Below are 24,542 nucleotides of genomic sequence, written 5' to 3'. Positions count from 1 at the left end.
GCCATGGCGAGGCAACCCCGGCATGACTCCCGCTCGCCTCTATCTATAATGTGCGCTGACCGCGCCCGCGCTGCGGCTTTTTCATGACACAAGACACTCGAGCGGTGCTCGCGACCGGCTCGGCAAACAGAACAGACATGGCAAACTCCGAGAAATCATCCGATGGGGTGCGCGCGGTAGACCGGGCCCTGGACATCCTCATGGCTTTCACGCCGGCGGACTTCGAGCTGAGCGTCTCCGACCTCATCAAGCGCGTCGACCTGAGCCGGCCGACCCTGTACCGGCTGCTGTACACGCTGGAACAGAAAGGCTTCGTGACTTCGTCCGGAGACCCCCAGAAGTTCCGGCTCGGGCCGTCCGTGGCGCACCTGTCCCACGTATGGACGTCGCACCTGGACATCAGCGCCCTGGCCCAGCCCTATCTGCGCCGGGTCTGGGAGGAAAGCGGCGAGACGGCCGCCCTGTTCATCCCCCAGGGCATGTACCGCATGTGCGCCGCCGAGCTGCCCAGCCAGAATCCGCTGAGCTTCCGGCGCGGTGTGGGCTATCGCGAGAAAATGGTGCTGGGCGCCAGCGGCCGCGTGATCCTGGCCTACACCGACCTGGCGCCCGAACAGTTGCGCGAATACCTGGAAGGCACGCCCTTCGATGCGCAGGCCTACGCCCAGGAACTGCAGGTCACCCGCAAGCGCGGCTACGCCACCAGCAAGGACGAGCTCATCACGGGCGCGGTCGCCGTGGCCGTACCCATCTTCGACACCGGCGACCGCATAGCGGGCTCGCTGGCGGTGTTCGGCCCCAGCGTGCGCATGGACGACAAGCGGGTAGCGGAAATCGCCGCCCTGCTCAACACCGAGAGCCGCAAGCTGTCGCAGGCGCTGGGCCATCGATAAAAACGATGGGTCGATGAATTAAATCCGATTTATTCCCAGGCCGGATGATGATGCAATAAGGGCATCGAGCGTCCCCTGCGCCCGCCGCCTGTCGTCCATGGCGACGCGATGCGCGCGGCCCGGGACGCGGCTTGCCTGGAGGAAAAATGGCTGCAGATATCGAAACACGCGTACTGATTGCCGGCGCCGGCCCAGTGGGGCTGGTCCTGGCCATGGAACTGGCCGCGCGCGGCATACCCGTGCTCATCGTCGAGCCGCGCCGGCGGCTCGAACCGCCCAACGTGAAATGCAATCACGTCTCGGCGCGCTCCATGGAAATCTTCCGCCGCCTGGGCGTGGCGGCAAAGGTGCGCGCCGCGGGCCTGCCCGAAGACTATCCGCACGACATTTCCTATCGCACCACCACCACCGGCCTGGAACTGACGCGCATTCCCATCCCCTGCCGGCGCGACCGCTACACCACCACGCAAGGCCCGGACACCGGATGGCCCACGGCCGAGCCGCCGCATCGCATCAATCAGATCTATCTCGAACCCATCCTGTTCCTGCATGCCGAGGCGCAGCCCGGGATCACGATCCTGAACCGCAAGGAACTGACCGGCTTCAGCCAGGACGAGCAGGGCGTGCGCGCCCAAGTGCGCGACATCGACAGCGGCGAAGAAATATCCGTGCGCTGCGAATACCTTATGGGCTGCGACGGCGGCAGGTCGCTGGTGCGCAAGCAGATAGGCGCGAAGCTCGAGGGCGACGCCGTAGTGCAGCGCGTGCAGTCGACCTTCCTGCGCGCACCCGATCTGCTGGGCCTGCAGCGCCAGCAGCCGGCCTGGGCCACGTTCTCGCTGAATCCGCGGCGCAGCGGCAACGTCTATGCGATAGACGGCCGCGAACTCTGGCTGGTGCACAACTACTTGCGCGAGGACGAAGCCGATTTCGAATCGGTGGACCGCGATGCCTGCATACGCACCATCCTGGGAGTCGGCCCCGACTTCCGCTACGAGATCGTCAGCAAGGAAGACTGGTACGGCCGCAGGCTGGTGGCCGACCGCTTCCGCGACCGGCGCGTATTCCTGTGCGGCGACTCGGCCCATTTGTGGGTGCCGTACGCCGGCTACGGCATGAACGCCGGCATCGCCGATGCCTCCAACCTGGCCTGGAGCCTGGCCGCGCGCCTGCAGGGCTGGGGCGAGCCCGGCATCCTCGACGCCTACGCGGCCGAGCGCCAGCCCATCACGGAACAAGTGTCGTACTTTGCCATGAACCATGCGATCGCCATGGCGCGCCAGCGCAAGGCCGTGCCGCAGGACATCGAGCAGCCCGGTCCCGAAGGCGACGCGCTGCGCGCCCAGCTGGGGCGCGAAGCCTACGAACTGAACGTGCAGCAATACTGCTGCGCCGGCCTGAATTTCGGCTACTTCTACGACCATTCGCCCCTGATCGCCTATGACGGCGAGGCCGCGCCGGCCTACTCCATGGGCAGCTACACCGCATCCACGGCGCCGGGCTGCCGCGCGCCGTACTTCGTGCTGGCCGACGGCACGCCGGTCTTCGACCGGCTCGGCGACGGCTATACGCTGCTGCGCCTGGACCCGGCGTGCGACGCCGCGCCGCTGCAACACGCCGCCGCAGCGCGGGGCATCCCCTTGCAGATCGTCGACGCGGACGGCGCCGACCCGCGCCAGCGGCAATATCGCCACAAGATGGTCCTGCTGCGCAGCGACCAGCACATCGCCTGGCGCGGCGATGCGTGGCCTCGCGACCTGGACGCGCTCGTGGACACGCTACGCGGCGCGCGGCCGGCACCGCAACCCGATAACGTTCGATAAAAGCCAATCCGCGGCGGCGAGCCTGTGCGCGCCGTCAGCCGGCCCGAGGCGCCGTGCTTAGGGCATTTTCAGGCTAGATGTTTACAGTCTTCGAGCACTGCATGTGGCGGGCACTGCGAGAAGGCGGTAAATCATTTGCGCCGAACTTGCTCTAGGGCGCCGCCGCCGAGTGCAGCGTCTCGGTGAACATGTCGACCAGCGCCTGCGCCGCCGGCGACAGGCTGTATTCCTTCGAAGAAATCAAATACAGGGTGCGCAGCACCTCGGGTTCGTGCAGGACCCGGGTGCGCAGCTCCGGATACGGCGCCGCCGCGATCAGATAGCGCGGCAGCACCGACACCCCCAGGCCGCGCGCCGTCAAGGCCAGCGCCGTCGCCAGATAAGACACTTCCCAACTCGGCTCCAGGGCCAGCCCGGCCTGCGCCATGGCCTTGTCCACTACCGAGCGGATCCCGTTGGCCGGCCGCACCGTGATGATGGGCACGCCGTCCAGGTCGCGCCATGTCAGGCGCTCGCGCGCCGCCAGGGGATTGTCCGCGGGGCAGATCACCGCCAGGCGATCGCGCAGCAATGGGGTCAGTTGCACTGCCGAGGTTCCGGCGTCGGGCGTGCCGATGCTGAATTCCACCTGGCGCTCCAGCACCGGCGCCACCAATTGCTCGGGCCCCACGTCGTGCATGATGGGTCGGATACCGGGGTACAGGCCGCGGAACCGCTTCAGCACCATGGGCGCGATCGTCGCCGCGATCGCCGCGGTGACGGCAAAGCGCAGCGTGCCCTGGTGCCGCGCGGCCAGGCCGCGCGCATTGTGCACCAGGTGGTCCATGCCATGGAGCACCCGCTGCGCCATCTCGAAGACTTCGCGCGCCTGGGGCGTGGGGCTCAAGGCGCGGCCGTCGCGGTCGAACAGCAGGATGCCGAGGGATTCTTCCAGGTGCTGCAAAGCGACGCTGGCGGCCGATTGCGTGACATGCACGGCCCGGGCCGCCTGCGTCAGGCTGCCGAGCCGGTATGCGTGCACGAACACCTGCAACTGGCGCAGGGTCGGCCGGCCGGCGGGAGCCGGCACGGCATCGGGGCGCCGGGGCGTTGCGTCCGCGCGAGGTTCGGGCGGCGTGGCGCCGGAGCCGGCGCCGCGCGCAGGCCTGGCCACCTTATTCGTAATGCATGCCGGCCTTCTTGGCGGCCGCGGTCCAGCGCTTGATATCGTCCTGTATCTTGGTTTCCAGCACCTGGCTGTCGGCTTCGCCCACATCCATGCCGAGCTGCTTGAACTTCTGCTTCACGTCGGGCTCGGCCAGGATCTGCGCCAGCGCATGGTCCAGGGTCTGCACCACGTCCTTGGGCGTGCCGGCCGGCGCCACCAGGCCGGTCCAGATCGGCACCTCGAAGCCCGGCAGGCCGGACTCGTCCACGGTCGGGATGCCCGGCAGCGCGTCGGAACGCTTGGCGGAAGTCACCGCCAGCGCATTCAGGCGGCCGGCGCGCACCGAGGGCATCACCGCGGCGCTATCCAGGATGGCGAAGTCCACCTGGCCGCCGAGCAGCGCGGCGACGACCGGGCCCGAACCCTTGTAGGGGATCTCGGTGAACTTGACGTCGGCCGCCGTGCCCAGCACTTCCGCGGCAAGCTGGAAGGTCGAGGTCGCCACGCCGTGCGTCAGCGGCACCGGGCTCTTCTTGGCCAGCGAGATCAGCTCGGGGATGGTCTTGACGTCCTTGAGCTTGGCGCCGGTAGTCACGACCAGGGGGAACTTGGCCAGCAAAGCGATCGGCGTGAAGTCCTTGACGGGATCGTAGGTGATGCGGTTGGGCGCATACACCGCCGGGTTGACGGTCAGGCCGCCGCTGGAGATCACCAGCAGCGTGTAGCCGTCCGGCTTGGCGTGCTTGACGTAATTGGCGGAAATCATGGAGTTGGCGCCGGGCTTGTTTTCGACCACGAACGAGCCGCCCAGGCGCTTGGCCAGCTCGGCAGCCATGAGGCGCCCGAGAATATCGTTGGTGCCGCCGGGCGCAAAGCCCACTATCACCGTGACCGGCCGGTCCGGATAGGCGGCCGCCGCCTGCCCGCCAGCCAGGGCGCCCAGCGCCAGCGCACACGCGCCTGCGTAACGTTTTAATCTGTTCATGGTCTTGTCTCCGGATCTGTCTGGAATGAAGATAAAGGGTGCAGAAAGTATAACTCGTTAACGTGTTAAATTGATAATCGATTCCACCTAGCGGACAATAAATGATTCTATCGGCCAGGGCGTATCGATAGCGTGAAACCGCCCCTCTTGCGGCCAGCAGCCGGCTCTTGGCGTCTCTTCCCTGCAACGGCCCGCCATGTCCAAATACGATAAATAAGGCCGATATGCACGCCGCGCTTCCCTTTCGTCCCTGTTTCCGCCTATAATTTGCGCACTGCAACATCATCGCGTCGACATTTTTTTACAGCCACGGGCTGTGTCTCAGCAGTTGACTGACTCGTCAGCACCCATGTCGAACGCCATCGCTCCCTGACCCCCAAGCCTTTCGCCGCCATTTGCGCCCAGTGCGCAACCGCAGCATGCCAGGTTGATTAGGTCGGCACGATGCTCCTCTAATCAACCGGCGCCGGCACATATTCCCGACGTCCGGCCATGCGCCGCGCCAGCGGCAAAGGAATACGCATGTCTTTCGAAGCCTTGGGCCTCGCGCCCGGACTTTTGTCCGCTCTATCCAAAGCCGGGTTCGACGAACCCACCTCGGTGCAGGCCGCCGCCATACCCAAGGCCCTGGCCGGGCACGATCTCATGGTCTCGTCGCAGACCGGCAGCGGCAAGACCGCCGCCTTCATGCTGCCGGCCCTGCACCGCATTTCCCTGCGCCCCGCCAACAAGGGCTCGGGCGTGCAAGTGCTGGTGCTGGCGCCCACGCGCGAACTGGCCATGCAGGTCAGCGAAGCCACGCGCCAGTATGGCTCCCAACTCAAGGACCTGCGCATCGCCACCGTGGTCGGCGGCATGCCCTACGGCGCGCAGCTCAAGGCGCTGTCGCGCCGCGTCGACGTATTGGTGGCCACGCCCGGCCGCCTCATCGACCACCTGCAGGCCCGCCGCGTGAATCTTTCCACGGTGCACACGCTGGTCCTGGACGAAGCCGACCGCATGCTGGACATGGGCTTCATCGAAGACATCGAAAGCATCATCGAACGCCTGCCCCAGGAACGCCAGACGCTGCTGTTCTCGGCCACCCTGGACGGCACGGTCGCCCGCCTGGCCGCGCAGATGATGAACGAGCCGCAACGCATCGAGATTTCCGGTCCCAAGCAGCGCCACGACAGCATCACCCAGAGTCTGCTGTACGCAGACGACGGCAGCCACAAGATGCGCCTGCTCGACCACTTGCTGCGCGACGCCAGCATGGAACAAGCCATCGTCTTCACCTCGACCAAGCGCGGCGCCGACGACCTGGCCGACCGCCTGGCCGAACAGGGCTTTGCCGCCGCCGCGCTGCACGGCGACATGAACCAGCGCCAGCGCACCCGCACGCTGGGCATGCTGCAGAAAGGCCGGCTGCGCATCCTGGTGGCCACCGACGTGGCCGCCCGCGGCATCGACGTGCAAGGCATCAGCCACGCCGTCAATTTCGACCTGCCCATGCAGGCCGAAGACTATGTGCACCGCATCGGCCGCACCGGCCGCGCCGGCCGCAGCGGCCTGGCCTATACCCTGGCCACGCATTCCGAGCGCCACAAAATACGCCGCATCGAGCATTTCATCGGCCAGGCCATCCCGCCGCAGGTAATTCCCGGGCTGGAACCGAAACAGCCCGCGCCGCGCCCCACCTATAGCGACCGCAAGGGTTCCGGCAAGAAATTCGCCGGCCGCGGCGGATATGGCGACCGTGACTCGCGCCCGGCGCGCGGCTACGACAAGCCCCGGCGCCCGGACGGCGAACGCACGCCCGGCTTCCGTCCCGACCGCCAGGCCGACGCACGGCCGGCCGGCCGCTACGAACGCGAAGCGAATCCCTGGCAAGGCGCCAGCCGCGGCCCGCGCGAAGACAATCCCTGGCATGCCGCAGGCCGCGGCGCTCGGGACGCAAACCCCCGGAACGGCTCGGGCCGGCCGGAACGCGCAGCCTATCCGGCAGCCGCCCGCACTGAACGCGAGGACCGCCCCTGGCGCGACGCGCCCAGGCATGCCGAAGGCCGCGGCGCCCGGCCGGATTTCCGCGAACGGCACGGCGAAGGCTATGCCCGCGACCGTGACGCCCGCCCCGCTTTCGGCGATCGCCCTGCCCGTCCCGCTCCCGACCGGGCGCACCGGGCCGATGCCGCAGGCCGCCCCGCGCGCAAGCCCGCCGGCCCGCGCCCCGCTTTCGGCAAGAAGCCCGGCTACAAGCCGGCGGCGCGCCGCAGCCACGCCTGAGCCACGGCCAGGCGCGGCGACGCGATAAAATCGAAGGGCCGCGCCGCTGCGCGGCCCTTTTCCTTTCATGGGCCGCAGCCGGACATCGCCTTCGCGCCGCGGCCGCCCCACCCGAGCACCCATGAAACTTCTCGCCCGCAAGCCGCTGCTGCTCGCCGCCCTGCTTTCCATCCCGCTATGGATCGCCCTGGGCAACTTCATCGTGGCCGTCTGCGTGGCGCTGCTGCTTTCCTTCCTGATCGCCATGTGCCACGCGCTATACGTACTGCGCCGCACCCCGGACGCCCCTCGTGCCGCCGATGAAGACTGAAATCCAACCCACGGTTCCCTCCGGCCTGCCCGTCCCGGACGCCGATTCCTTGCGCCACCACCAGGCAGTGCAGCAGTCCCTGCTGCAGCACATCGAACAGGCACCGCTGGGCTTCCTGCCTTTCGACGAATGGATGCGGCTCGCGCTCTACGAACCGGGGCTGGGCTATTACGCGGCCGGGAACACCAAATTCGGCTCCGACAAGCCCACGGGCGACTTCGCCACGGCCCCCGAGCTCACGCCGCTATTCGGCCGCACGCTGGCCATGCAGGCGGCCGAGATCCTGCGCGACTGCGGATCGAACCGCATCCTGGAATTCGGCGCCGGCAGCGGCGCCCTGGCCGCCTCGGTCATCGAGGCCCTGGACGAACTAGGCCTGCCGGTCCAATACCAGATACTCGAAATCTCCGCCGAACTGCGCCAGCGCCAGGAACAAAGGCTGGCCCGCTACGGCAAGCGCGTAAGCTGGCTGCAGGAACTGCCCGAAAACTTCGAAGGCTGCGTACTGGCCAACGAGGTGCTGGACGCCATGCCGGTCACCTTGTTCCGCTGGGACGCCGAAGGCGAGCTGCATGAAATCGGGGTGGGCGTCAGCGCGCTGGCCGGCCACACCGACACCATGACGCGCGAACAGTCGCTCGCCTGCGCCGGCCGGGCGGCCCGCGTCGGCCCCGCCGCAAGCGACGAACCGGACGCTCCCTTCGTCTACCTGGAACGGCCGGCCCGGGCCGAACTGCGCGACATCGTGGCGCAGCGCATGCCGCCCCTGCCCGGCTATCGATCCGAAATCAATCTGCAGGCCGAAGCCTGGGTCAGGCAGATGGGGCAATGGCTGCGGCGCGGCGCGGCGCTCCTCATCGACTACGGATTTCCCCAGCACGAGTACTACCATCCGCAACGCGCCGGCGGCACGCTGATGTGTCATTTCCGCCACCACGCGCACGCCGAGCCGCTTATCCTGGCGGGCCTGCAGGACATCACCGCGCATGTGGATTTCACCGCCATGGCCGACGCGGCGCTGGACGGCGGGCTGGAGGTGCTGGGCTATACCTCGCAATCGCGCTTCCTGCTCAATGCCGGGCTGCCGCGGGCGCTGGCCGGCCTGGAAGGCCTGGAAGGCCTGGAAGGCCTGGACGCCGCGAGCCGCGCCGGCGCGCTGGCGCCGGTGCAGCGGCTAGTCTCGGAAACGGAAATGGGCGAACTGTTCAAGGTACTGGCCGTAGGGCGCGGCCTGGAACACCCATTGACGGGCTTCGCCACGGGCGACCGCCGCCACCGGCTCTAGGGCTTTCCCCGGCCTGGAGAATTTTCGGTCAGGACGAGTTCAGAGGTTTACAGTCTTCGTAGCGCCGCGCCTGGCCGGCGCCGAGCAAACCCGGCAGGCATGCGACAACTCGGCAAGCCTTTGCGCCAGGCTTGCTCCTGGCATTTTTCCAGTTAGAGTATTTTTCAGCTCAGGCCGTATCCGCATCGGCCAGCGCGGCCAGCCGCGCCGCCCGCACCGCGGCCTGGATCTGCCGTGCATCCGGGCCGCTGGACTTGGCTATGCTGCCCGCATCGACCGCCTGCACGGCATCCAGGCGGGCGCGCCAGGCCGCGACGTCGACCAGCTCGACACAAGCGGCGGCCTCCAGCAGATCGATGAAACGCTGCGGCTTGCGCAGTGCATCGCATCGTTCCATCAGCGCGAGCCAGTCCTGCGGGCCGCGGGCCCGTGCCGCGCCGCCGTCGGCGGCGAGCACCACGGGCAGCAGGCGCGCGCAATCCACGCAATGCGCCGGCGCCTTGACGTGGCGCGCCAGTTCGGCGGGCTGCGCCGAGCAGCGCAGCAGCAGTGCGAAGCGCGCAGCCACCGGCAGGCCGACGCGCGCCGCGATGTCGACGCCGCGCGCCACTTCTGCGTCGAAGACCAGCCCGGGCAGCACCCGTTGCAGGGCCGTGGCGGCTTCGAGCACTTCGAACATGCGCGAAGGATGCTGCGTCGCGAGCCCCTTGGCCATTTCCTTCCAGACCCGTTCGGGCACCAGGGCATCGACCTCGCCGTCGCGCACCAGCCTGCGCGCCAGTTCCATGGTTTCGGGCGCTACCGTGAAATCGTCGAAACGCGCCGCGAAACGCGCCAGGCGCAGCAAGCGCACCGGGTCCTCGACGAAGGCATCGCCCACATGCCGCAACACCCTGGCGCGCAGATCGGCCTGGCCGTCCAGCGGATCGACCAGCCGGCCATCGGCGGCGCGGGCGATGGCATTGACCGTCAGGTCGCGCCGCCGCAGATCCTCGCCAAGCGTGACGTCCCGGCCGGCATGGAACACGAAACCCTTGTAGCCGCGTCCCGATTTGCGTTCGGTGCGCGCCAGCGCGTATTCCTCTTTGCTGTCGGGATGCAGGAACACCGGGAAATCGCCGCCGACCGGAATAAAGCCGCGCGTCGCCATTTCCTCGGGCGTGGAGCCGACCACCACCCAGTCGCGATCGCCCGCCGGCAGGCCGAGCAAGGCGTCGCGCACCGCGCCTCCCACGATATAGACATCCAGGCCGGCCGTATGACGGTCGGCCGCCGCCTGCGCGGGCACGGCCGCGCGGCCGCCCTCTTGCGCCACGGCATTCTTCCCGTGTAAAGACTCGCTCATGCTATGGCTCTCCCGCGGCGTGGAATATCCGGACGGCCAGGCAACGCGTTCAAGCTCACCTGCATCTACGGCATGCCGACCTTGGCGTTGGGCTCGGGCGAAACGACGCCGAGGCGCGCCTTGAGCGACTGCGGATGGCCGCTGAACATGGTGGCATAGTAGGTGGCGTTGGACATGACGTGCTTGACGTACAGGCGCGTCTCGGTGAAGGGAATGGTCTCGGCGAAGATCGCGCCCTCGACCGGCCCCGGCAAACTGGCGCGCCACTGCACCGGACGCCGCGGCCCGGCGTTGTAGCCGGCCGTGGCCAGCAATTGCGAACCGTCCAGCTTCTGCAGCACCATGCTCAGATAGTTGGTGCCGAGTATGGTGTTGGTGTCGAAATCATTGACCACTGCGGGCGAGAAATTGTCCATGCCGATCTTGTGCGCCACCCAGCGCGCAGTGGAGGGCATCAATTGCATCAGCCCCGAGGCGCCCACCGCGGAACGCGCATCGGTGATGAAGCGCGATTCCTGGCGTATCAGGCCATAGACCCAGGCTGGATCGAGATTGATCTGGCGCGCCTTGGCCGCTACACGGCCTTCGAACGGCGCGATGAAGCGCTGCTGGAAGTCGATTTCGTGCGTGGTCTTGAGCGACGTGTTGATCACGCGGTCGAAGATCTGTTCGTGCCGGGCCAGTTCGGCGGCGGCCAGCAACTGGCGATCGCTCATGCCGCGCAGGGTGAAATTCCATTCGGCCACGGCTTCGGGACGCCAGCCCAGGCGGAACAGCCGCACGCCCCTGCGCAGGCCCACGTCGGCGCGCGCCTGCGCCAGTTCGGCGGCGGTGACCGGCGGCGGCGCAGGCGGGATGGCGATCGGGCGGCCCAATTCTTCGTTGGCCAACTGGCCGTAGAAATCCAGCACCGCGGCGATCGACTGGTAGCGCGCCGCGGCGCCGGCGCGGTCGCCCTGGGCGGCCAGCGCGCGCCCGTACCAATATGTCCAGACCGGCTCGGCGCGCTGGCTGGCGGACATCTTGTCTATGGCCTTGCGCACGCGGCCCCAGTCGATGCGCGCCTGCCGCAGCTCGGTGCGCACCTCCCAGGCGTGGTTGTTATCGGTCATGCGGGCATCGCCCGAACGCCGATACCAGCGCAAAGCCGAGCTGTCCACGTCCAGCGCCGCCATCAGCCCGAATTGGCCCCATACCCACTGCAGGTCCGAGGCCGGCAAGGCGTGCGCCCAATGCTGCTCGATATAGGCCGCGGCGGCATCGCGATCGCTGGAACGCGCCAGCCGCCCGAGGGCCAGCATGACCAGTTCCGTCTGGGCCCGCGAACGGGGCTCGGACTGCCTGGCGAGCCAATGCCGGGGATTCTTCATCAAGGCGTGATAGGACGCCATTTCGGCGGGCTGGAACAACTGGTCGGCCAGCCTCTGGGCATCGCCCGTGCGGTTGATCTCGAGCGCGTCGCGCAGCATGGGCTCGAGCTGCGGCCAGCCCAGGACATTCGAAGCCACCAGCAGATTCAGCAGCGACCAGCACTCGCGCCCGGACGCGAACACCCCCAGTGCCTCGCTGGCCGACACCGGCTTGCCGCCGACCGCCTTGGCCTGCAGGCGCGCGCACTCGACCTGGGCGCCCCCGGTCTTGACCGGCCCGATGCGCTCGACCATGGCATAGTCGCCCTTGCGCGCGGCGGCCACGATCCAGTTGGCCTTGAGCTGGTCGACCAGGTAGGGGTCGTGGCTGTTGGCCAGGAACTGGTCGATCGCCGCAACCGGCATGGCGGCGTTGGGGTCCTTCAATTGCTGGCGCAGGTACCAGTAGGTGGGATAGTCGCCGACCAGCTTATCGCCCTGGGCCGCCGGCATGAGCGTGGCAAGCTGGTCCCATTGGCGTCCCTGCATGGCCACGCGCGCATCGAGCACGGCCTGTTGCACACCGGGCGCGGGCTGCAACTGCAACGGCGTGTAGGGGAGATCGGCCGCGGGCGCCGGATCGGCGGCGGTCTCGGCCTGCACCGTCGCCGCCGCAGCGGTATTGGCGGGCAGCTTGGCGCCGGCACAGCCGGCCAGGCCTACGGACACGACGAGCCACCAGCTTTTGCGCGTCAGCTTGCGCAAGGCAGCCTGGGAAAGGTTCAGGGTTTTCTGGTACCTTTGCGATTGCCTGGATAACATCTGGTCGAACCCCGATCATCTCGCTACATGGACAACAGCCAACAGGATACCGCAGTCGCTTTACGGACGCGACTTAAACAACTCCGCGCAGCCATGGACCCCGAAGCGCGCGAGCGCGGCGGCCTGCTGATACGCGGCCGCCTCTATACCTGGCTGGCGACCACGCGCGCGCGCCTGCGCGAGGCCGGCCGGCCGGCGCCGCGGCATATCGCGGCCTTCTGGTCGCTGGCGGAAGAACCCGAACTGCAACCCTTGCTGGGACAATGGGCGGCGGACGAAGAACTGACGCTGTCGCTGCCGGTGGTGGCCCGCCGCGACGCGCCTCTGGAATTCCGCGCCTGGACGCCCGACACGCCCATGCAGGAAGGCGCGTACGGCATACTCGAACCGCAATCGGAACTCGCGCCCGCGCCCGATTTGATCCTGGTGCCCACGCTGGGCTATACCCGCCAGGGCGACCGCGTCGGCTACGGCAAAGGCTACTACGACCGCACGCTGGCGGCACTGAAGGCCGCGGGCCACGCTTGCACCAGCATAGGCGTGGCATGGGCTTGCGGCGACCTGTCGAGCCAGCCCTACGCGCCGGCCGCGCACGACGTGCGGCTGGACGCGATAATCACCGACAAGGGCTGGCCCGTGCCGGCCCCGGTGCTCCAGTAGGCCAGTCGGGCGCGAATATTCGCTGAATTTCCGCGGCGCTCGCCCCCGGCTCTTGTTGGACGCAGCGTTTCGACAGCCGTAAACACCCGCGCCGAAAACGCACTGGGATCAATGCCGTGCACTGGGCTCGATGCCGCCCAGCGCCCTTCACTCCGAAAGCGGTGCCGCACCCGCGGCGCTGGACGGCAGGACTTCCCGCAACCACGCCGCGACCATCGCCGCGATGGCTTGGTTGTTGCGGTCCATGATCAGCATGTGGCTGTTGCCCCGCACACCCTGCTCGGGCAAGCGCAGCCCGTCGGCCCGCAATCCCGTATCCCGCAAACGCTGCGCGTAGCGCTCGGCCGCAGCGCGATAGCGCACCCACGTCGGATTGTCGTCGATGCGGTCGCCCCATATGAACAGGTGCGGGGCCATGCGCGCCCCGTCCAAGGCAAGCTCATCCGCGGGCGCCGCGGCAGGCTCCACCGCGACCACGGCGCGCACCAGATCGGGATGGCGCCTGGCGCACTCGAGCGCGTACGAGCCGCCCTGGCTGTGGCCTATCACCACGCAAGGGCCGGCCTTCTTCAGCAATTCCGCATAGGCCTGCAGCGCGAAGTCGTCAGTGCCCGCCCAGCGCGCAACGAACTGCCTGCCGAACTGCTCGAGATGCTCTACCGGGAATTGCTGCCCCGCGTATGCGTGCGCCCGCAGCGACTCGGGCGTAAGCGGATCGGGATAGCTGCCTTCAGGGCCGAAGCGGAAATGATGCCAGACGGCCCCCAGGGACCGATGCTCGGGCGGCTGCGGCAGGAATTGCGGATAGGGCGGGAAGGAGGCCCGGCCCCGTTCGAACGCATCGGAGACCACCACGTCGAAACCGCCGCGCAGGAAATAATCCAGCCAGCCCGCGCCGCCGTCGGGCGTATCTTCCCAGCAAGCCCCGGACAGGCCGCCGCCGTGCCACAACAGCACGGGCAAAGCGAAGCGGGCATCGGCCTGCCGGTATTCGGTGGCGTAGAGCTGCCCTATCATGTGGTCGCCGTTCATGTCGACGGCGACCGGGGCATCGCCCGGCACGCGCGACCTGGGCCGCGTATCGAAGCCGGTGACGACGCGGCGCCGCCCCCCGACATGAAACCCGCGTATGCGCTTCAGGACGATATTGTTGTTGCCAGGCATGGGCATGGGCTCCGGAATCCCTGCCGCAGCGGCCGGCCGGAATCAGGCGGCGACCGCAGGCTGCAGGCGCAACTGCCGATTGATCTCCAGCGTGACTTCGGCATTGTTCAGGGTGTAGAAATGCAGCCCCGGCGCGCCCTCGTCCAGCAGGCGCTGGCACATCTGCACGCCGACGTCCACGCCGAAGGCCCGGATGGATGCCCGGTCATCGCCGAAATCGGCCAGGCGCAGGCGGATCCAGCGCGGGATCTCGGCGCCGCACATGGTGGAAAAGCGCAGCAACTGCGTATGGTTGGTGATGGGCATCACGCCCGGCACGATGGGCGCCGTCACACCCTTGGCCTGGGCCCGTGCGACGAAGTCGAAATAGGCGTCGACATTGAAGAAGTACTGCGTGATCGCGCCGTCGGCCCCGGCCCGCACCTTGGCGGCGAAGTGTTCCAGGTCTTCGGCGGCCGACTGGGCCTGCGGGTGCATTTCGGGATAGGCCGCCACTTCGATGTGGAACCAGTCGCCGCTGTGCTCGCGGATGAAGCTCACCAGGTCGCCGGCATAGCGCAGCTCGCCGGCATCGCCGCCCATGCCCGAGGGCATGTCGCCGCGCAGGGCCACGATGCGGCGCACGCCAGATGCCTTGTAGGCATCGAGGATCTCGGCCAGCACCGCGCGGGTCGAGCCTATGCAGGACAGGTGCGGGGCTGCGTCGCAGCCCAGGTTCTGCATCATGCGCACGGTATCCGCGGTGCCCGAGCGGGTCGAGCCGCCCGCGCCGAAGGTCACGCTGACATAGCTGGGATGCAGCGCCAGCAACTGCTTGGCCGAGCGCACCAGTTTTTCCTGGGCCGCGATGTCGCGGGGAGGAAAAAATTCCAGGCTTACCGACTGTGCCGGATTCATCGATAAATCAACCTCGAAAACAGGCCCGAGACCAGGCTGTACACGACCGCGCCCAGCAGCGCCCACCAGAAGCCGCCCACCTGGAAGCCCTTGAGGATGGAACCGGCGAACCAGAAGACCAGCGCATTGAGCACCAGCAGGAACAGGCCTAGCGTGACGACGGTAATGGGCAGCGTCAGCAGTATCAGCACCGGCTTGACCAGGGTATTGAGCAGGCCCAGCACCAGCGCGGCGATCAGCGCCGAGCCGAAGGACGCCACATTGATGCCGGGCAGGATGTAGGCCACGATCAGCAGCGCCACCGCATTCAGGATCCAGACCAGGATGATTTCCATATCCATACTCCTCGTGATGGCGGACATGCCGCCGTGCGTTGGGCGCGACGCCAGGAAGCGCGCGCCGGGTTTGCCACCGCTGTGCCCGCAAGACCTCGGAAGAGACCATGCTGGCACCGCCGGGTTCGGTGCGTTGCCGTAGCGGCTCGCAGCCCCGTCGCGTGACGGGCGCCGCAGCCGGCGTCAGGCATCAATAACGGTAGTGATCGGGCTTGTAGGGGCCGGTCACGGGCACATTAATATACTCGGCCTGCTCGCTGCTGAGCTCGGTCAGGTTGACCCCCAGCTTCTTCAGGTGCAGGCGCGCCACCTTCTCGTCCAGATGCTTGGGCAGCACATACACCTTGCCCGACTCGTATGCCTCGCCGCGCGTGTACAGCTCGATCTGGGCAATGGTCTGGTTGGTGAACGAGGCCGACATCACGAACGAGGGGTGGCCGGTGGCGCAGCCAAGGTTCACCAGGCGACCCTTGGCCAGCAGGATGATGCGCTTGCCATCCGGGAAGATCACATGATCGACCTGCGGCTTGATTTCTTCCCACTTCAGGTCTTCGATCGAGGCCACGTCGATTTCATTGTCGAAGTGCCCGATATTGCAGACGATCGCCTGGTCTTTCATGCGTTCCATGTGCCGGCGGCCGATGACGTGATAGTTGCCCGTGGCAGTCACGAAGATGTCGGCCTGGGCCGCCGCCTCTTCCATCGTGACGACGCGATAGCCTTCCATGGAAGCCTGCAGGGCGCAGATGGGGTCGATCTCGGTGACCCACACCTGGGCGCGCAGCGCCGCCAGGGCCTGGGCGCAGCCCTTGCCCACGTCGCCAAAGCCGCAAACCACGGCGATCTTGCCCGCCACCATGACGTCGGTGGCGCGCTTGATGCCGTCGACCAGCGATTCGCGGCAGCCGTACAGATTGTCGAACTTGGACTTGGTGACCGAGTCGTTGACGTTGATGGCGGGGAAGGCCAGCTCGCCCTTGCGCGACATCTGGTAGAGACGGTGCACGCCGGTGGTGGTTTCCTCGGTAACGCCCTTGATCTGCGCCAGGCGCGTGGAATACCACTTGGGATCGGCGGCCAGGCGCTGGCGGATGGCGGCGAACAGCACGCGCTCTTCTTCGCTGCCGGGCTTGTCCAGCAGCTTGGGGTTGGCTTCGGCGCGGGCGCCCATGTGCAGCAACAGGGTCGCGTCGCCCCCGTCGTCCAGGATCATGTTGGCGTGCCGGCCGGCGGGCCATTCGAAGATGCGGTGCGTGTATTGCCAGTAGTCTTCGAGGCTTTCCCCCTTGACGGCGAACACGGGCGTGCCGCCGGCGGCGATGGCCGCGGCCGCGTGATCCTGGGTCGAGAAGATATTGCACGAAGCCCAGCGTACCTCGGCGCCCAGCGCGATCAGGGTCTCGATCAGCACGGCCGTCTGGATGGTCATGTGCAGGCTGCCGGCGATGCGCGCGCCCTTCAGGGGCTGGCTGGCGGCGTATTCTTCGCGCGTGGCCATCAGGCCCGGCATTTCGGTTTCGGCAATGGCGATTTCGCGGCGGCCCCAGCCGGCCAGGCCGATGTCGGCGACGACGTAATCGGAGAGTGCAGTTTCAGCGACAGTGTTCATGGTGATTTCCAGTAAACCCTGCGCGCCGGAGGACGGGAACGCGTGGCGGCTCACCGCTCCGCCGGCCCGGCAGGAGATGATGAGCGCCGTTCGATCGAGAAACACTTCCTGAGCCTAGCGGGTGGGCGGGCCATGGCGGCCGGCGCGCTACCCGTCGCAGCGCTCCTCAGGAAAGTGGTGATTGTAACGCAGTCGAAGGGCCGCTCGGCGGCAGGCCTGCGTGGGTTTTCAGCCGCGGCGCGGGTAGCCCTGGGCCCGGATGCGCACCCATACGGCGCGCTTTTCCTCGTCGGACAGGAAGACCCAGTTGGCGACCTCCATGGCGGTGCGCCCGCAGCCGCGGCAGACTTCGTCGTACAGCGTCGAGCACACCGCGATGCAGGGCGAGTCGCTGGGCGCGAGGCTGTGCGCGTCGTCGCTGTGGCGGCCGCCGGCGTCGCAGCCCTGGGGGTCGCGCTCGTCGCTCATGCGCCCGTGCTCCGCCCCCGCACGCGGCGCCCCCAAGGGAGCCGCTGCGTGCACGGAGCGCAGGCGCCGCGCGTCATACCGCCAGCTTGATCGCCTGGCGCAGCGCCTGGGCCTTGTCGGTGGCTTCCCAGCTGAACTCGGGCTCGGAGCGGCCGAAGTGGCCGTAGGCGGCGGTCTTGGCGTAGATAGGACGCAGCAGGTCGAGCATTTCTATGATGCCGCGCGGGCGCAGGTCGAAGTGCTCGCGCACCAGGCGGGCGATCTGCTCGTCGGGGATGATGCCCGTGCCTTCGGTGTAGACCGTGATGTTGATGGGCTCGGCCACGCCGATGGCGTAGCTGACCTGCACCTGGCACTGGCGCGCCAGCCCTGCGGCCACTACGTTCTTGGCCACGTAGCGCGCGGCGTAGGCGGCCGAACGGTCGACCTTGGAGGGATCCTTGCCCGAGAACGCGCCGCCGCCGTGCGGGCAGGCGCCGCCGTAGGTGTCGACGATGATCTTGCGGCCGGTCAGCCCGCAGTCGCCTTGCGGCCCGCCGATCACGAATACGCCGGTCGGGTTGACCAGGTACTTGGTCTTGGAGGTGAGCAGGCCGTCGGGGAAGCTGGGCTTGATGATCTCTTCGATCACGGCTTCCTTGATGGCGTCCTGCGAAATGTCGGGCGCGTGCTGCGTGGACAGCACCACGGTGTCGACCTCGGCGGGCTTGCCGTTGACATAGCGGAAAGTGACCTGCGACTTGGCGTCGGGCCGCAGCCAGGGCAGGCGGCCGTCCTTGCGCAGCTCGCTCTGGCGCTGCACCAGGCGGTGCGCGTACCAGATGGGTGCGGGCATCAGGTCGGGGGTTTCGTCGCAGGCATAGCCGAACATCAGGCCCTGGTCGCCGGCGCCCTGGTTGAGCAGTTCTTCCGGGCTGCGGTCGACGCCCTGGGCGATGTCGGGCGATTGCTTGTCGTAGGCGACCAGCACCGCGCAGCCCTTGTAGTCGATGCCGTAATCGGTGTTGTCGTAGCCGATGCGCTTGATGGTGTTGCGCGCTACCTGGATGTAGTCGACATTGGCGGTGGTGGTGATTTCACCAGCCAGCACTACCAGGCCGGTATTGCACAGCGTCTCGGCGGCGACCCGGGCTTTCGGGTCTTGCTCGAAGATGGCGTCGAGGATGGAATCGGAGATCTGGTCGGCGACCTTGTCGGGATGGCCTTCGGAAACCGATTCGGAAGTGAAGAGAAAATCTGTATTTGCCACGTCTATACGTTCCTGTAGTCGGCTGCGGCGCAGCCTGAGGTTGAACGGAATGCGTTGCACCTCGGATAGCGTATAGCATGGGAAACGGGGCGCGACGCTTTAGCGGTATTTATGCCGCAACGGCGAACCGCCCCGGCCATCGCCCCGCAAGTTGTCGGTTAACTCGGCGACTCGTTTCATTTTAAGCGAAAATACGGCTCGGTGTATCTTTCTATTGATTTCAAAAGGGTTATTGCCGTTACATGCTGCTGTTTGCGCTTCGCCTGCTAGCCGCCCTGCCACTGCCCGTGCTGCACAGCCTGGGCCGCCTCGCGGGCCGGCTGCTTTATGCCATGCCGGGCCGCTACCGCAAGCGGCTGCGGGCCAACGCCGCGCAGGCAGGCTATCCGCAGCCGGCCTTCGCGCGGCGCGCAGCGGCCGAGACCGGCGCCATGATCATGGAAATGCCCAAGGTCTGGCTGCGGCAGGCGCAATGCCTGGCCATGACCACCGCCCGCGACGAAGCCGTGCTAGAGGCCGCCGCGGCCGAAGGCCGCGGCGTGCTGTACCTGACGCCGCACCTGGGCTGTTTCGAGATCACTGCGCGCCATGTCATGCACTACGGTCCCTTGACGGTCATGTTCCGGCCGCCGCGCTCCGCTTTCCTGGCCCCGGCCATGGACGCCGTGCGCAATCTCTCGGGCCTGAAAGCCGTGCCGGCCACAATGCGGGGTGTGCGGGAATTTGCGCGCGCGCTGCGGCGCGGCGAATCCGTCGGCCTCCTGCCCGACCAGGCGCCGGGCCGCGGCGAAGGCGTGTGGGCCCCCTTCTTCGGAAGGCCCGCCTACACCATGACACTGGCCGGCAAACTTGCCACGCAGGCCGGCGTGCCGGTGATATTGGGCGCGGCCGAGCGCTTGCCGCGCGGCCGCGGCTGGCGCATCCACTGCCTGCGCCTGTCCGAGGCCTTGCCGGCCGACCCCTATGAACAGGCCGTGCTCATCAACCGCCACATGGAAGCCTTGATCCGGCGATTCCCGCAGCAATACCTATGGGGCTACAACCGCTACAAAGTGCCCAAGGGCGCACCGCCTCCCCCCGAACCGGAATCACAAGAAGCATGAGTTCGATCAAGCTGCGCCTGCTGCGGGCGGTTTTTTCCTATTTCGGCCGCTGCAGCACCGCCACCCGCCTGCGCTGGGGCCGCAGTCTGGGCTGGCTCACGCCGCGCCTGCTCAAGTCGCGCGCGCATATCGTGCGCACCAATCTGCGGCTGTGCTTTCCCGAGCATGGCGAAGACGAGCGCGAGGCCTGGCTGCGGCGCCATTTCCGGCTGCTGGCGCAATCCGTGGTCGACCGCGGCCTGCTATGGTTCGGCAAGGTCGAGGACATCAACGCCGCCATCGACATCAGTGGGCTGGAACACCTCGAGCGCCTGCTGGCCGACGGGCGGCCCATCCTGATGCTGGCGCCGCACTTCATCGCCCTGGACGTAGCCGCAACGCGCCTGACGGAATTCCTCGAGCATTCGGCCACGCTCTACACGCCGCAAAGCGATCCCGACGTGGACCGCATCGTGCGCGAAGGCAGGGGGCGCTTCAACGACGTGCGCCTGATCAGCCGCCGCGACGGCGTGCGCGGCCTGATCCGCCAGTTGCGCCAGGGCGTGCCGGTCTACTACCTGCCCGACATGGATTTCGGCCGCCAGGGCGCGATCTTCGTGCCCTTCTTCGGCATAGAGGCGGCCACCATCCCGGCCACCGCGCAGATCGCCCGCGCCTGGGATGCCGCGGTAGTGCCCATCGTCAGCCGCCTGGACGAAAACAGCGGGCGCTACACCGTGGAGGTGCTGCCGCCGCTGCAAGAGTTTCCGGGCGAAGACGATGCAGAAGCCGCCACGCGGCGCATCAACGGGCTGCTCGAGCAGTGGGTACGGCGCGACCCTACCCAATACTACTGGGTGCACCGGCGCTTCAAGACCCGGCCGCAGGAAGGAGACCGGAAGTTCTATTGACTTGTCGATTGCTTGCGGAATTTCCCCCTGCCCATAGGGGGCGAGGGCCGTAAATTAGGCGATAATCGCAGTCATGATCTGGAATTTCACGAAAATGCAGGGCGCCGGCAACGACTTCGTTGTGCTCGACGGTGTGCGCCAGCGCATAGAAATGACCCCCGAGCGCGCCCGCGCGCTGGGCGACCGCCATTTCGGCATAGGCGCCGACCAGATTCTGCTGGTCGAAACCCCGAGCCACCCCGAAGCCGACTTCCGCTACCGCATCTTCAATTGCGACGGCAGCGAGGTCGAGCACTGCGGCAACGGCGCGCGCTGCTTCGTGCGCTTCGTGCACGAGCAAAAACTGTCCGGGCGCAACCCGCTGAAGGCCGAAATCGCCACTGGCCTGCTGGTACTCGACCAGGGCGCGGACGGCGAGGTGCGGGTCGACATGGGCCAGACCCGCTACGAGCCCGAGGCCCTGCCTTTCGACGCGCAAGGCCTGGCCTCGCGCCCCTGCGGCGACGATACGCTCTGGACGCTGCCGCTGCCCGACGGCTCCAGTCCCGAAATATCCCTGGTCGCCATTTCAAATCCGCACGCGGTGCAAGTCGTCGACGACGTCGACGCGGCGCCCGTGGCCACGCAGGGCCCGCTGATCGAATCCCACCCGCGTTTCGCGCATCGCGTCAATGCCGGCTATATGCAGGTGCTGGGCCGCAACGAGATCAAGCTGCGCGTCTATGAACGCGGCGCCGGCGAGACGCTGGCCTGCGGCACGGGCGCCTGCGCGGCGGTCGCCGCCGGCATCCGCCGCGGCCTGCTGGACAGCCCGGTGCGGGTGCGCACGCGTGGCGGCCTGCTCACCGTAGCCTGGGACGGCCAGCACCTGAGCATGCAAGGCCCCGCCGTCACTGTATTCCAGGGCCAGGTCGATATCGACGCCCTGACCGCCTCATTCAACACCAAGGAAGCCGCCCGACCATGAGCACCGACAGCATTTCCGCAGAGGATATCGCCCTGTTCCTGCAAGAGAACCCCGACTTCCTGCAGGAACATGCCGATCTGTTCGCCGGCCTGCGCGTGCCCCACCCCCACGAGGCGCGCGCCATCTCGCTGGGCGAACGGCAGATCCTGACCCTGCGCGCCAAGGCCAAGGATCTGGAATGGAAGCTTTCCACCCTGATGCACAACGCCGCGGCCAACGAAAAAATCAGCAAATCGCTGCATGCCTGGTGCGCACGCATGCTGGCCGAGCGCGATCCGGCGCTGCTGCCCAGCCACGTGGTGCAGAGCCTGGGAGGCCTGTTCGAATTGCCCGGCATCGCCCTGCGCCTGTGGGACGTGCCCATACTGGGCGATGGCGACTACACCCATGGGGTCGACGATCTGGTCAAGGACTATGCCGACGCGCTCGCCACGCCTTATTGCGGCCCGCTGCGCGGCCAGCAGGTGGCGTCCTGGCTGGAAAAGTCGCCCGCCTCGCTGGCCATCGTGGCCCTGCGCCCGCCCGGCTCGCAAGCGCCCTTCGGCCTGCTGGTGCTGGGCTCGGACGACGCCCACCGCTTCACCGAGGACATGGGCACGTCCTTCCTCGACACGCTCGGCCAACTGGCGGGCGCGGCGCTCAGCCGCCTGCGCGCCGCCGCCTGAAATATGATCCGGCGCCCTGACCGACCCGGGCTCCAGCACACGAGCCCGCCGGCCCGGCGCCGCCAGCCGCTGTAAACCGCCATGCCGCCATCCCGCCCGCCCGCCACCAGGAAGCCAGTGCGCGGCGATGCCGCGGCGCTGCCGGCGCCCATGGAGCAATGGCTGCTGCACCTGCAAGCCAATCGCCGCTATTCCGCGCACACGGTCGCGGGCTACCGCCGCGACCTGCGCCTGCTACTGGACTGCCAGCCCGCCACGCCCCTGGAACGCATGGCCGAGAGCCACATCCGGGCCTCGGTCGCCAGGCTGCACGCCCAGGGACTGAAGCCGCGCAGCCTGGCGCGCGCGCTGGCCGCCTGGCGCGGCTTCTATCAATGGTGGGCGCCGCAAACCGGCATGGGCGGCAACCCGGCCGCCGGGGTGCGCGCCCCGAAGATCCCCCGCAGCCTGCCCAAGGCCCTGTCGGTCGAGCAGGCCCAGGTGCTGCTCGACCATCCCGGCCTGCCCGCCGCCGACACCCCGGCGCAATGCCGCGACCAGGCCATGTTCGAAATCCTTTATTCCAGCGGCCTGCGCCTGGCCGAACTGGTCGGCCTGGACTGGCGCTACACCCGCGAGGGCGGCTACGAATCGCAGGGCTGGCTTCAGCTCGACGAGCAAGAGGCGATAGTCAAGGGCAAAGGCGGCAAGACGCGCAGCGTGCCGCTGGGCGGCAAGGCGGTGGCGGCGGTGCGCGCCTGGCTGGAAGTGCGCGCGCAGATGGCGCAAGCCGAGGGCGCGTCCGTCGCCGACGCCGCGGCGCTGTTCGTGGGCGCGCGCGGGCGGCGCATCGCGCCGCGGGTGGTGCAGTTGCAGCTGGACAAGCTCGCGCTGCGGGCGGGGCTGCCTGTGCATGTGCATCCGCACATACTGCGCCACAGTTTCGCCAGCCACATGCTGCAGTCGGCCCAGGACCTGCGCGCCGTGCAGGACATGCTGGGGCACGCGAATATTTCCACTACGCAGATCTACACCCGCCTGGACTACCAGCACCTGGCCAAGGTCTACGACCAGGCCCATCCGCGCGCCACGCGCAAGCGCTGAACGCGACGCGCAGCGCGCGCCGGATCAGTGCTGCGCCGGGCCCAGGGCGTAGATGAGCTTCCCGGCATTCCATTCGAACATACCGAGATAGGTGCCTGCCGGCTGGTCCGGCGCGGCCAGCGCGTCGGAATACAGCTCGCCGCCGATCTTGGCGCCGGTTTCCCGCGAGATCTGGCGGATCAGCTTGGGGTTGGTGATGTTCTCGAGGAAGACCGCGGACACGTGTTCTTTCTTGATCTGGTCGATGAGCCTGGCCATTTCCTTGGCCGAGGGCTCGGCTTCGTTGGAAATGCCGGTGGCCGAGATGAACTGCACGCCGTACGCCAGGCCGAAATAGCCGAAGGCGTCGTGCGAAGTCACGACCTTGCGCCGCGCCTCGGGGATGGCGGCCAGGGCCTGCTTGAGCTTGGCGTCCAGCGCCTTGATCTGGGCGATATACATGTCGGCGTGCGACTGGTAGTCGGCCGCGTGCGCGGGATCGGCCTTGATCAGGCCGGCGGTAATGTTCTGCACGTATACCAGGCCGTTGCTCAGGCTCTGCCAAGCATGCGGGTCGATGTCGGTCGGCGCCGCCCCGGGCTGGCGCCGTTCTTCGCGGCCGCGCTCGTGTTCGTGGCCGCCGCGCCGCTCTTCGGCGCGCTCCAGGGCCTGCTCGCCCGCGCTCAGGTGGCGCGGCGTGATGCCGCGGGAGGCCACCACTTCCAGGCCCTTGAACCCCGAAGCCTGCACCAGGCGCGGCATCCAGGTCTCGAAGCCCAGGCCATTGACCAGCAGCAACTGGGCATGCGCCAGGGCCTTGGAATCTTTCGGGCTGGGCTCGAAATCGTGCACGTCGCCATTGGGCCCGACGATGGTGGTCAAGGCAATATGATCGCCGCCTATCTGCTGGACCATATCGCCCAGCACGGAGAAGCTGGCCACGACCCTGAGCGGCGCGGAATCCGGTGCGGCGACGGCGCCGGGCGCGGGCGCCGCGCAGGCCGCAGCGGCCCACAGCAGCCCCCCCGCCAACGCTGCCAGCGCACGGCGCGCAACGGCGCGCGCGTCCCCGCACATGCCCGTTACCCATTTCCTCGACATAGGTTTCTCCGTGTTGTCTAGGTAAGCGACCCGATCATCGAGCCCGCCCGATCGCATGAGCGGTATTGGCAGCCTTGCGGTATCAAGATGGGCTCGAATGTCGCAAATATATATGTATATATGTCAACGTCGATAATATGTATACAAG

At 67.6% G+C, this 24,542-nt stretch carries 22 protein-coding genes and 1 riboswitch; of the genes, 11 read left to right on the top strand and 11 right to left on the bottom strand.

Annotated elements, in window-relative coordinates; translation table 11 throughout:
* Positions 1–137 precede the first annotated feature (137 nt).
* Both KVP10_RS11745 and KVP10_RS11740 read left to right on the top strand, forming a co-directional pair.
* Positions 138–893: an IclR family transcriptional regulator gene (locus KVP10_RS11745; protein WP_217964778.1), complete on the top strand. Its 756-nt coding sequence runs from the start codon at positions 138–140 to the stop codon at positions 891–893.
* Between the two features lie 146 nt (positions 894–1,039).
* Positions 1,040–2,716 (top strand): FAD-dependent oxidoreductase, encoded by a 1,677-nt coding sequence (locus KVP10_RS11740; protein WP_217964777.1) that lies wholly within the window; start codon positions 1,040–1,042, stop codon positions 2,714–2,716.
* A 151-nt stretch (positions 2,717–2,867) separates the two neighbouring features.
* Here KVP10_RS11740 and KVP10_RS11735 read toward each other — a convergent pair whose 3' ends face one another.
* Both KVP10_RS11735 and KVP10_RS11730 read right to left on the bottom strand, forming a co-directional pair.
* On the bottom strand, positions 2,868–3,785 hold the full coding sequence (locus KVP10_RS11735; protein WP_217964776.1) for a LysR family transcriptional regulator: 918 nt from the start codon (positions 3,783–3,785) through the stop codon (positions 2,868–2,870).
* An 85-nt stretch (positions 3,786–3,870) separates the two neighbouring features.
* Positions 3,871–4,848 carry a Bug family tripartite tricarboxylate transporter substrate binding protein gene (locus tag KVP10_RS11730; protein WP_217964775.1) on the bottom strand — a complete coding sequence of 326 codons (978 nt, stop codon included), beginning with the start codon at positions 4,846–4,848 and terminating at the stop codon, positions 3,871–3,873.
* A 522-nt stretch (positions 4,849–5,370) separates the two neighbouring features.
* Here KVP10_RS11730 and KVP10_RS11725 point away from each other — a divergent pair.
* From KVP10_RS11725 to KVP10_RS11715, 3 genes are all read left to right on the top strand, one after another.
* The gene (locus KVP10_RS11725) at positions 5,371–7,113 is read left to right on the top strand and encodes a DEAD/DEAH box helicase (RefSeq protein WP_217964774.1); all 1,743 of its coding nucleotides are present in this window, start codon (positions 5,371–5,373) and stop codon (positions 7,111–7,113) included.
* A gap of 121 nt (positions 7,114–7,234) precedes the next feature.
* Entirely contained in the window at positions 7,235–7,423 is a 189-nt protein-coding gene (locus KVP10_RS11720) for a hypothetical protein (RefSeq protein ID WP_217964773.1), read from the top strand.
* On the top strand, positions 7,413–8,708 hold the full coding sequence (locus KVP10_RS11715) for a class I SAM-dependent methyltransferase (RefSeq protein WP_217964772.1): 1,296 nt from the start codon (positions 7,413–7,415) through the stop codon (positions 8,706–8,708). Before KVP10_RS11720 ends, KVP10_RS11715 begins: the two co-directional genes overlap by 11 nt.
* Positions 8,709–8,877: 169 nt before the next feature.
* Here the strand turns inward: KVP10_RS11715 and KVP10_RS11710 are convergent, their stop codons facing one another.
* Entirely contained in the window at positions 8,878–10,053 is a 1,176-nt protein-coding gene (locus KVP10_RS11710) for a tRNA nucleotidyltransferase/poly(A) polymerase-related protein (RefSeq protein WP_281421973.1), read from the bottom strand.
* 65 nt (positions 10,054–10,118) lie between these two features.
* Positions 10,119–12,224 carry a lytic transglycosylase domain-containing protein gene (locus tag KVP10_RS11705; protein ID WP_217964771.1) on the bottom strand — a complete coding sequence of 702 codons (2,106 nt, stop codon included), beginning with the start codon at positions 12,222–12,224 and terminating at the stop codon, positions 10,119–10,121.
* A gap of 27 nt (positions 12,225–12,251) precedes the next feature.
* Here KVP10_RS11705 and KVP10_RS11700 point away from each other — a divergent pair, with 27 nt between their 5' ends.
* Complete coding sequence (locus KVP10_RS11700) at positions 12,252–12,884, top strand: 5-formyltetrahydrofolate cyclo-ligase (protein WP_217964770.1); 633 nt, start codon at positions 12,252–12,254, stop codon at positions 12,882–12,884.
* A gap of 147 nt (positions 12,885–13,031) precedes the next feature.
* Here KVP10_RS11700 and KVP10_RS11695 read toward each other — a convergent pair whose 3' ends face one another.
* From KVP10_RS11695 to metK, 6 genes are all read right to left on the bottom strand, one after another.
* Positions 13,032–14,048: an alpha/beta fold hydrolase gene (locus KVP10_RS11695; protein ID WP_217964769.1), complete on the bottom strand. Its 1,017-nt coding sequence runs from the start codon at positions 14,046–14,048 to the stop codon at positions 13,032–13,034.
* 42 nt (positions 14,049–14,090) lie between these two features.
* On the bottom strand, positions 14,091–14,945 hold the full coding sequence (metF, locus tag KVP10_RS11690) for a methylenetetrahydrofolate reductase [NAD(P)H] (protein WP_217964768.1): 855 nt from the start codon (positions 14,943–14,945) through the stop codon (positions 14,091–14,093).
* Positions 14,942–15,280: a phage holin family protein gene (locus KVP10_RS11685; protein WP_217964767.1), complete on the bottom strand. Its 339-nt coding sequence runs from the start codon at positions 15,278–15,280 to the stop codon at positions 14,942–14,944. The genes metF and KVP10_RS11685 overlap by 4 nt, the downstream gene beginning before the upstream one ends.
* A gap of 190 nt (positions 15,281–15,470) precedes the next feature.
* Entirely contained in the window at positions 15,471–16,889 is a 1,419-nt protein-coding gene (gene ahcY / locus KVP10_RS11680; protein WP_217964766.1) for an adenosylhomocysteinase, read from the bottom strand.
* Between the two features lie 74 nt (positions 16,890–16,963).
* A riboswitch (S-adenosyl-L-homocysteine riboswitch) is annotated at positions 16,964–17,063 on the bottom strand.
* Between the two features lie 54 nt (positions 17,064–17,117).
* Complete coding sequence (locus KVP10_RS11675) at positions 17,118–17,357, bottom strand: DUF1289 domain-containing protein (RefSeq protein ID WP_217964765.1); 240 nt, start codon at positions 17,355–17,357, stop codon at positions 17,118–17,120.
* Between the two features lie 73 nt (positions 17,358–17,430).
* A complete protein-coding gene (metK, locus tag KVP10_RS11670; RefSeq protein WP_217964764.1) occupies positions 17,431–18,606 on the bottom strand; it encodes a methionine adenosyltransferase in 1,176 nt (391 codons plus the stop codon).
* 242 nt (positions 18,607–18,848) lie between these two features.
* Between metK and KVP10_RS11665 the strand changes: the two genes are divergently transcribed.
* The 5 genes from KVP10_RS11665 to xerC all read left to right on the top strand — a co-directional run bounded on the left by KVP10_RS11665 (position 18,849) and on the right by xerC (position 23,314).
* Positions 18,849–19,709, top strand: coding sequence for a lysophospholipid acyltransferase family protein (locus KVP10_RS11665; protein WP_217964763.1), 861 nt, complete (start codon positions 18,849–18,851; stop codon positions 19,707–19,709).
* Entirely contained in the window at positions 19,706–20,599 is an 894-nt protein-coding gene (locus tag KVP10_RS11660; RefSeq protein ID WP_217964762.1) for a lysophospholipid acyltransferase family protein, read from the top strand. Before KVP10_RS11665 ends, KVP10_RS11660 begins: the two co-directional genes overlap by 4 nt.
* A 73-nt stretch (positions 20,600–20,672) precedes the next feature.
* Positions 20,673–21,566 carry a diaminopimelate epimerase gene (dapF, locus tag KVP10_RS11655; RefSeq protein ID WP_217964761.1) on the top strand — a complete coding sequence of 298 codons (894 nt, stop codon included), beginning with the start codon at positions 20,673–20,675 and terminating at the stop codon, positions 21,564–21,566.
* On the top strand, positions 21,563–22,231 hold the full coding sequence (locus KVP10_RS11650; RefSeq protein ID WP_217964760.1) for a DUF484 family protein: 669 nt from the start codon (positions 21,563–21,565) through the stop codon (positions 22,229–22,231). The genes dapF and KVP10_RS11650 overlap by 4 nt, the downstream gene beginning before the upstream one ends.
* Before the next feature lie 81 nt (positions 22,232–22,312).
* Complete coding sequence (xerC, locus tag KVP10_RS11645) at positions 22,313–23,314, top strand: tyrosine recombinase XerC (protein ID WP_217964759.1); 1,002 nt, start codon at positions 22,313–22,315, stop codon at positions 23,312–23,314.
* Positions 23,315–23,338: 24 nt separating this feature from the next.
* Here the strand turns inward: xerC and KVP10_RS11640 are convergent, their stop codons facing one another.
* The gene (locus KVP10_RS11640; protein WP_246600589.1) at positions 23,339–24,394 is read right to left on the bottom strand and encodes a metal ABC transporter substrate-binding protein; all 1,056 of its coding nucleotides are present in this window, start codon (positions 24,392–24,394) and stop codon (positions 23,339–23,341) included.
* Positions 24,395–24,542 lie beyond the last annotated feature (148 nt).

This window comes from Candidimonas humi (genome assembly GCF_019166065.1).
Classification (GTDB): domain Bacteria; phylum Pseudomonadota; class Gammaproteobacteria; order Burkholderiales; family Burkholderiaceae_B; genus Candidimonas; species Candidimonas humi.
The sequence above is the reverse complement of the archived record's forward strand: the minus strand, read 5'-3'. Positions and strand labels throughout refer to the sequence as shown.

What these genes read in the sequence shown, in the direction of transcription:
- KVP10_RS11660 (WP_217964762.1), top strand. Translation starts at nt 19,706, where the DNA reads ATGAGTTCGATCAAGCTGCGCCTGCTGCGGGCGGTTTTTTCCTATTTC.
- KVP10_RS11720 (WP_217964773.1), top strand. Translation starts at nt 7,235, where the DNA reads ATGAAACTTCTCGCCCGCAAGCCGCTGCTGCTCGCCGCCCTGCTTTCC.
- KVP10_RS11745 (WP_217964778.1), top strand. Translation starts at nt 138, where the DNA reads ATGGCAAACTCCGAGAAATCATCCGATGGGGTGCGCGCGGTAGACCGG.
- ahcY (WP_217964766.1), bottom strand. Translation starts at nt 16,889, where the DNA reads ATGAACACTGTCGCTGAAACTGCACTCTCCGATTACGTCGTCGCCGAC.
- KVP10_RS11710 (WP_281421973.1), bottom strand. Translation starts at nt 10,053, where the DNA reads ATGAGCGAGTCTTTACACGGGAAGAATGCCGTGGCGCAAGAGGGCGGC.
- KVP10_RS11695 (WP_217964769.1), bottom strand. Translation starts at nt 14,048, where the DNA reads ATGCCTGGCAACAACAATATCGTCCTGAAGCGCATACGCGGGTTTCAT.
- dapF (WP_217964761.1), top strand. Translation starts at nt 20,673, where the DNA reads ATGATCTGGAATTTCACGAAAATGCAGGGCGCCGGCAACGACTTCGTT.
- KVP10_RS11740 (WP_217964777.1), top strand. Translation starts at nt 1,040, where the DNA reads ATGGCTGCAGATATCGAAACACGCGTACTGATTGCCGGCGCCGGCCCA.
- KVP10_RS11715 (WP_217964772.1), top strand. Translation starts at nt 7,413, where the DNA reads ATGAAGACTGAAATCCAACCCACGGTTCCCTCCGGCCTGCCCGTCCCG.
- KVP10_RS11650 (WP_217964760.1), top strand. Translation starts at nt 21,563, where the DNA reads ATGAGCACCGACAGCATTTCCGCAGAGGATATCGCCCTGTTCCTGCAA.
- KVP10_RS11665 (WP_217964763.1), top strand. Translation starts at nt 18,849, where the DNA reads ATGCTGCTGTTTGCGCTTCGCCTGCTAGCCGCCCTGCCACTGCCCGTG.
- KVP10_RS11640 (WP_246600589.1), bottom strand. Translation starts at nt 24,394, where the DNA reads ATGTCGAGGAAATGGGTAACGGGCATGTGCGGGGACGCGCGCGCCGTT.
- KVP10_RS11705 (WP_217964771.1), bottom strand. Translation starts at nt 12,224, where the DNA reads ATGTTATCCAGGCAATCGCAAAGGTACCAGAAAACCCTGAACCTTTCC.
- KVP10_RS11685 (WP_217964767.1), bottom strand. Translation starts at nt 15,280, where the DNA reads ATGGAAATCATCCTGGTCTGGATCCTGAATGCGGTGGCGCTGCTGATC.
- metF (WP_217964768.1), bottom strand. Translation starts at nt 14,945, where the DNA reads ATGAATCCGGCACAGTCGGTAAGCCTGGAATTTTTTCCTCCCCGCGAC.
- KVP10_RS11725 (WP_217964774.1), top strand. Translation starts at nt 5,371, where the DNA reads ATGTCTTTCGAAGCCTTGGGCCTCGCGCCCGGACTTTTGTCCGCTCTA.
- KVP10_RS11700 (WP_217964770.1), top strand. Translation starts at nt 12,252, where the DNA reads ATGGACAACAGCCAACAGGATACCGCAGTCGCTTTACGGACGCGACTT.
- KVP10_RS11730 (WP_217964775.1), bottom strand. Translation starts at nt 4,848, where the DNA reads ATGAACAGATTAAAACGTTACGCAGGCGCGTGTGCGCTGGCGCTGGGC.
- xerC (WP_217964759.1), top strand. Translation starts at nt 22,313, where the DNA reads ATGCCGCCATCCCGCCCGCCCGCCACCAGGAAGCCAGTGCGCGGCGAT.
- KVP10_RS11675 (WP_217964765.1), bottom strand. Translation starts at nt 17,357, where the DNA reads ATGAGCGACGAGCGCGACCCCCAGGGCTGCGACGCCGGCGGCCGCCAC.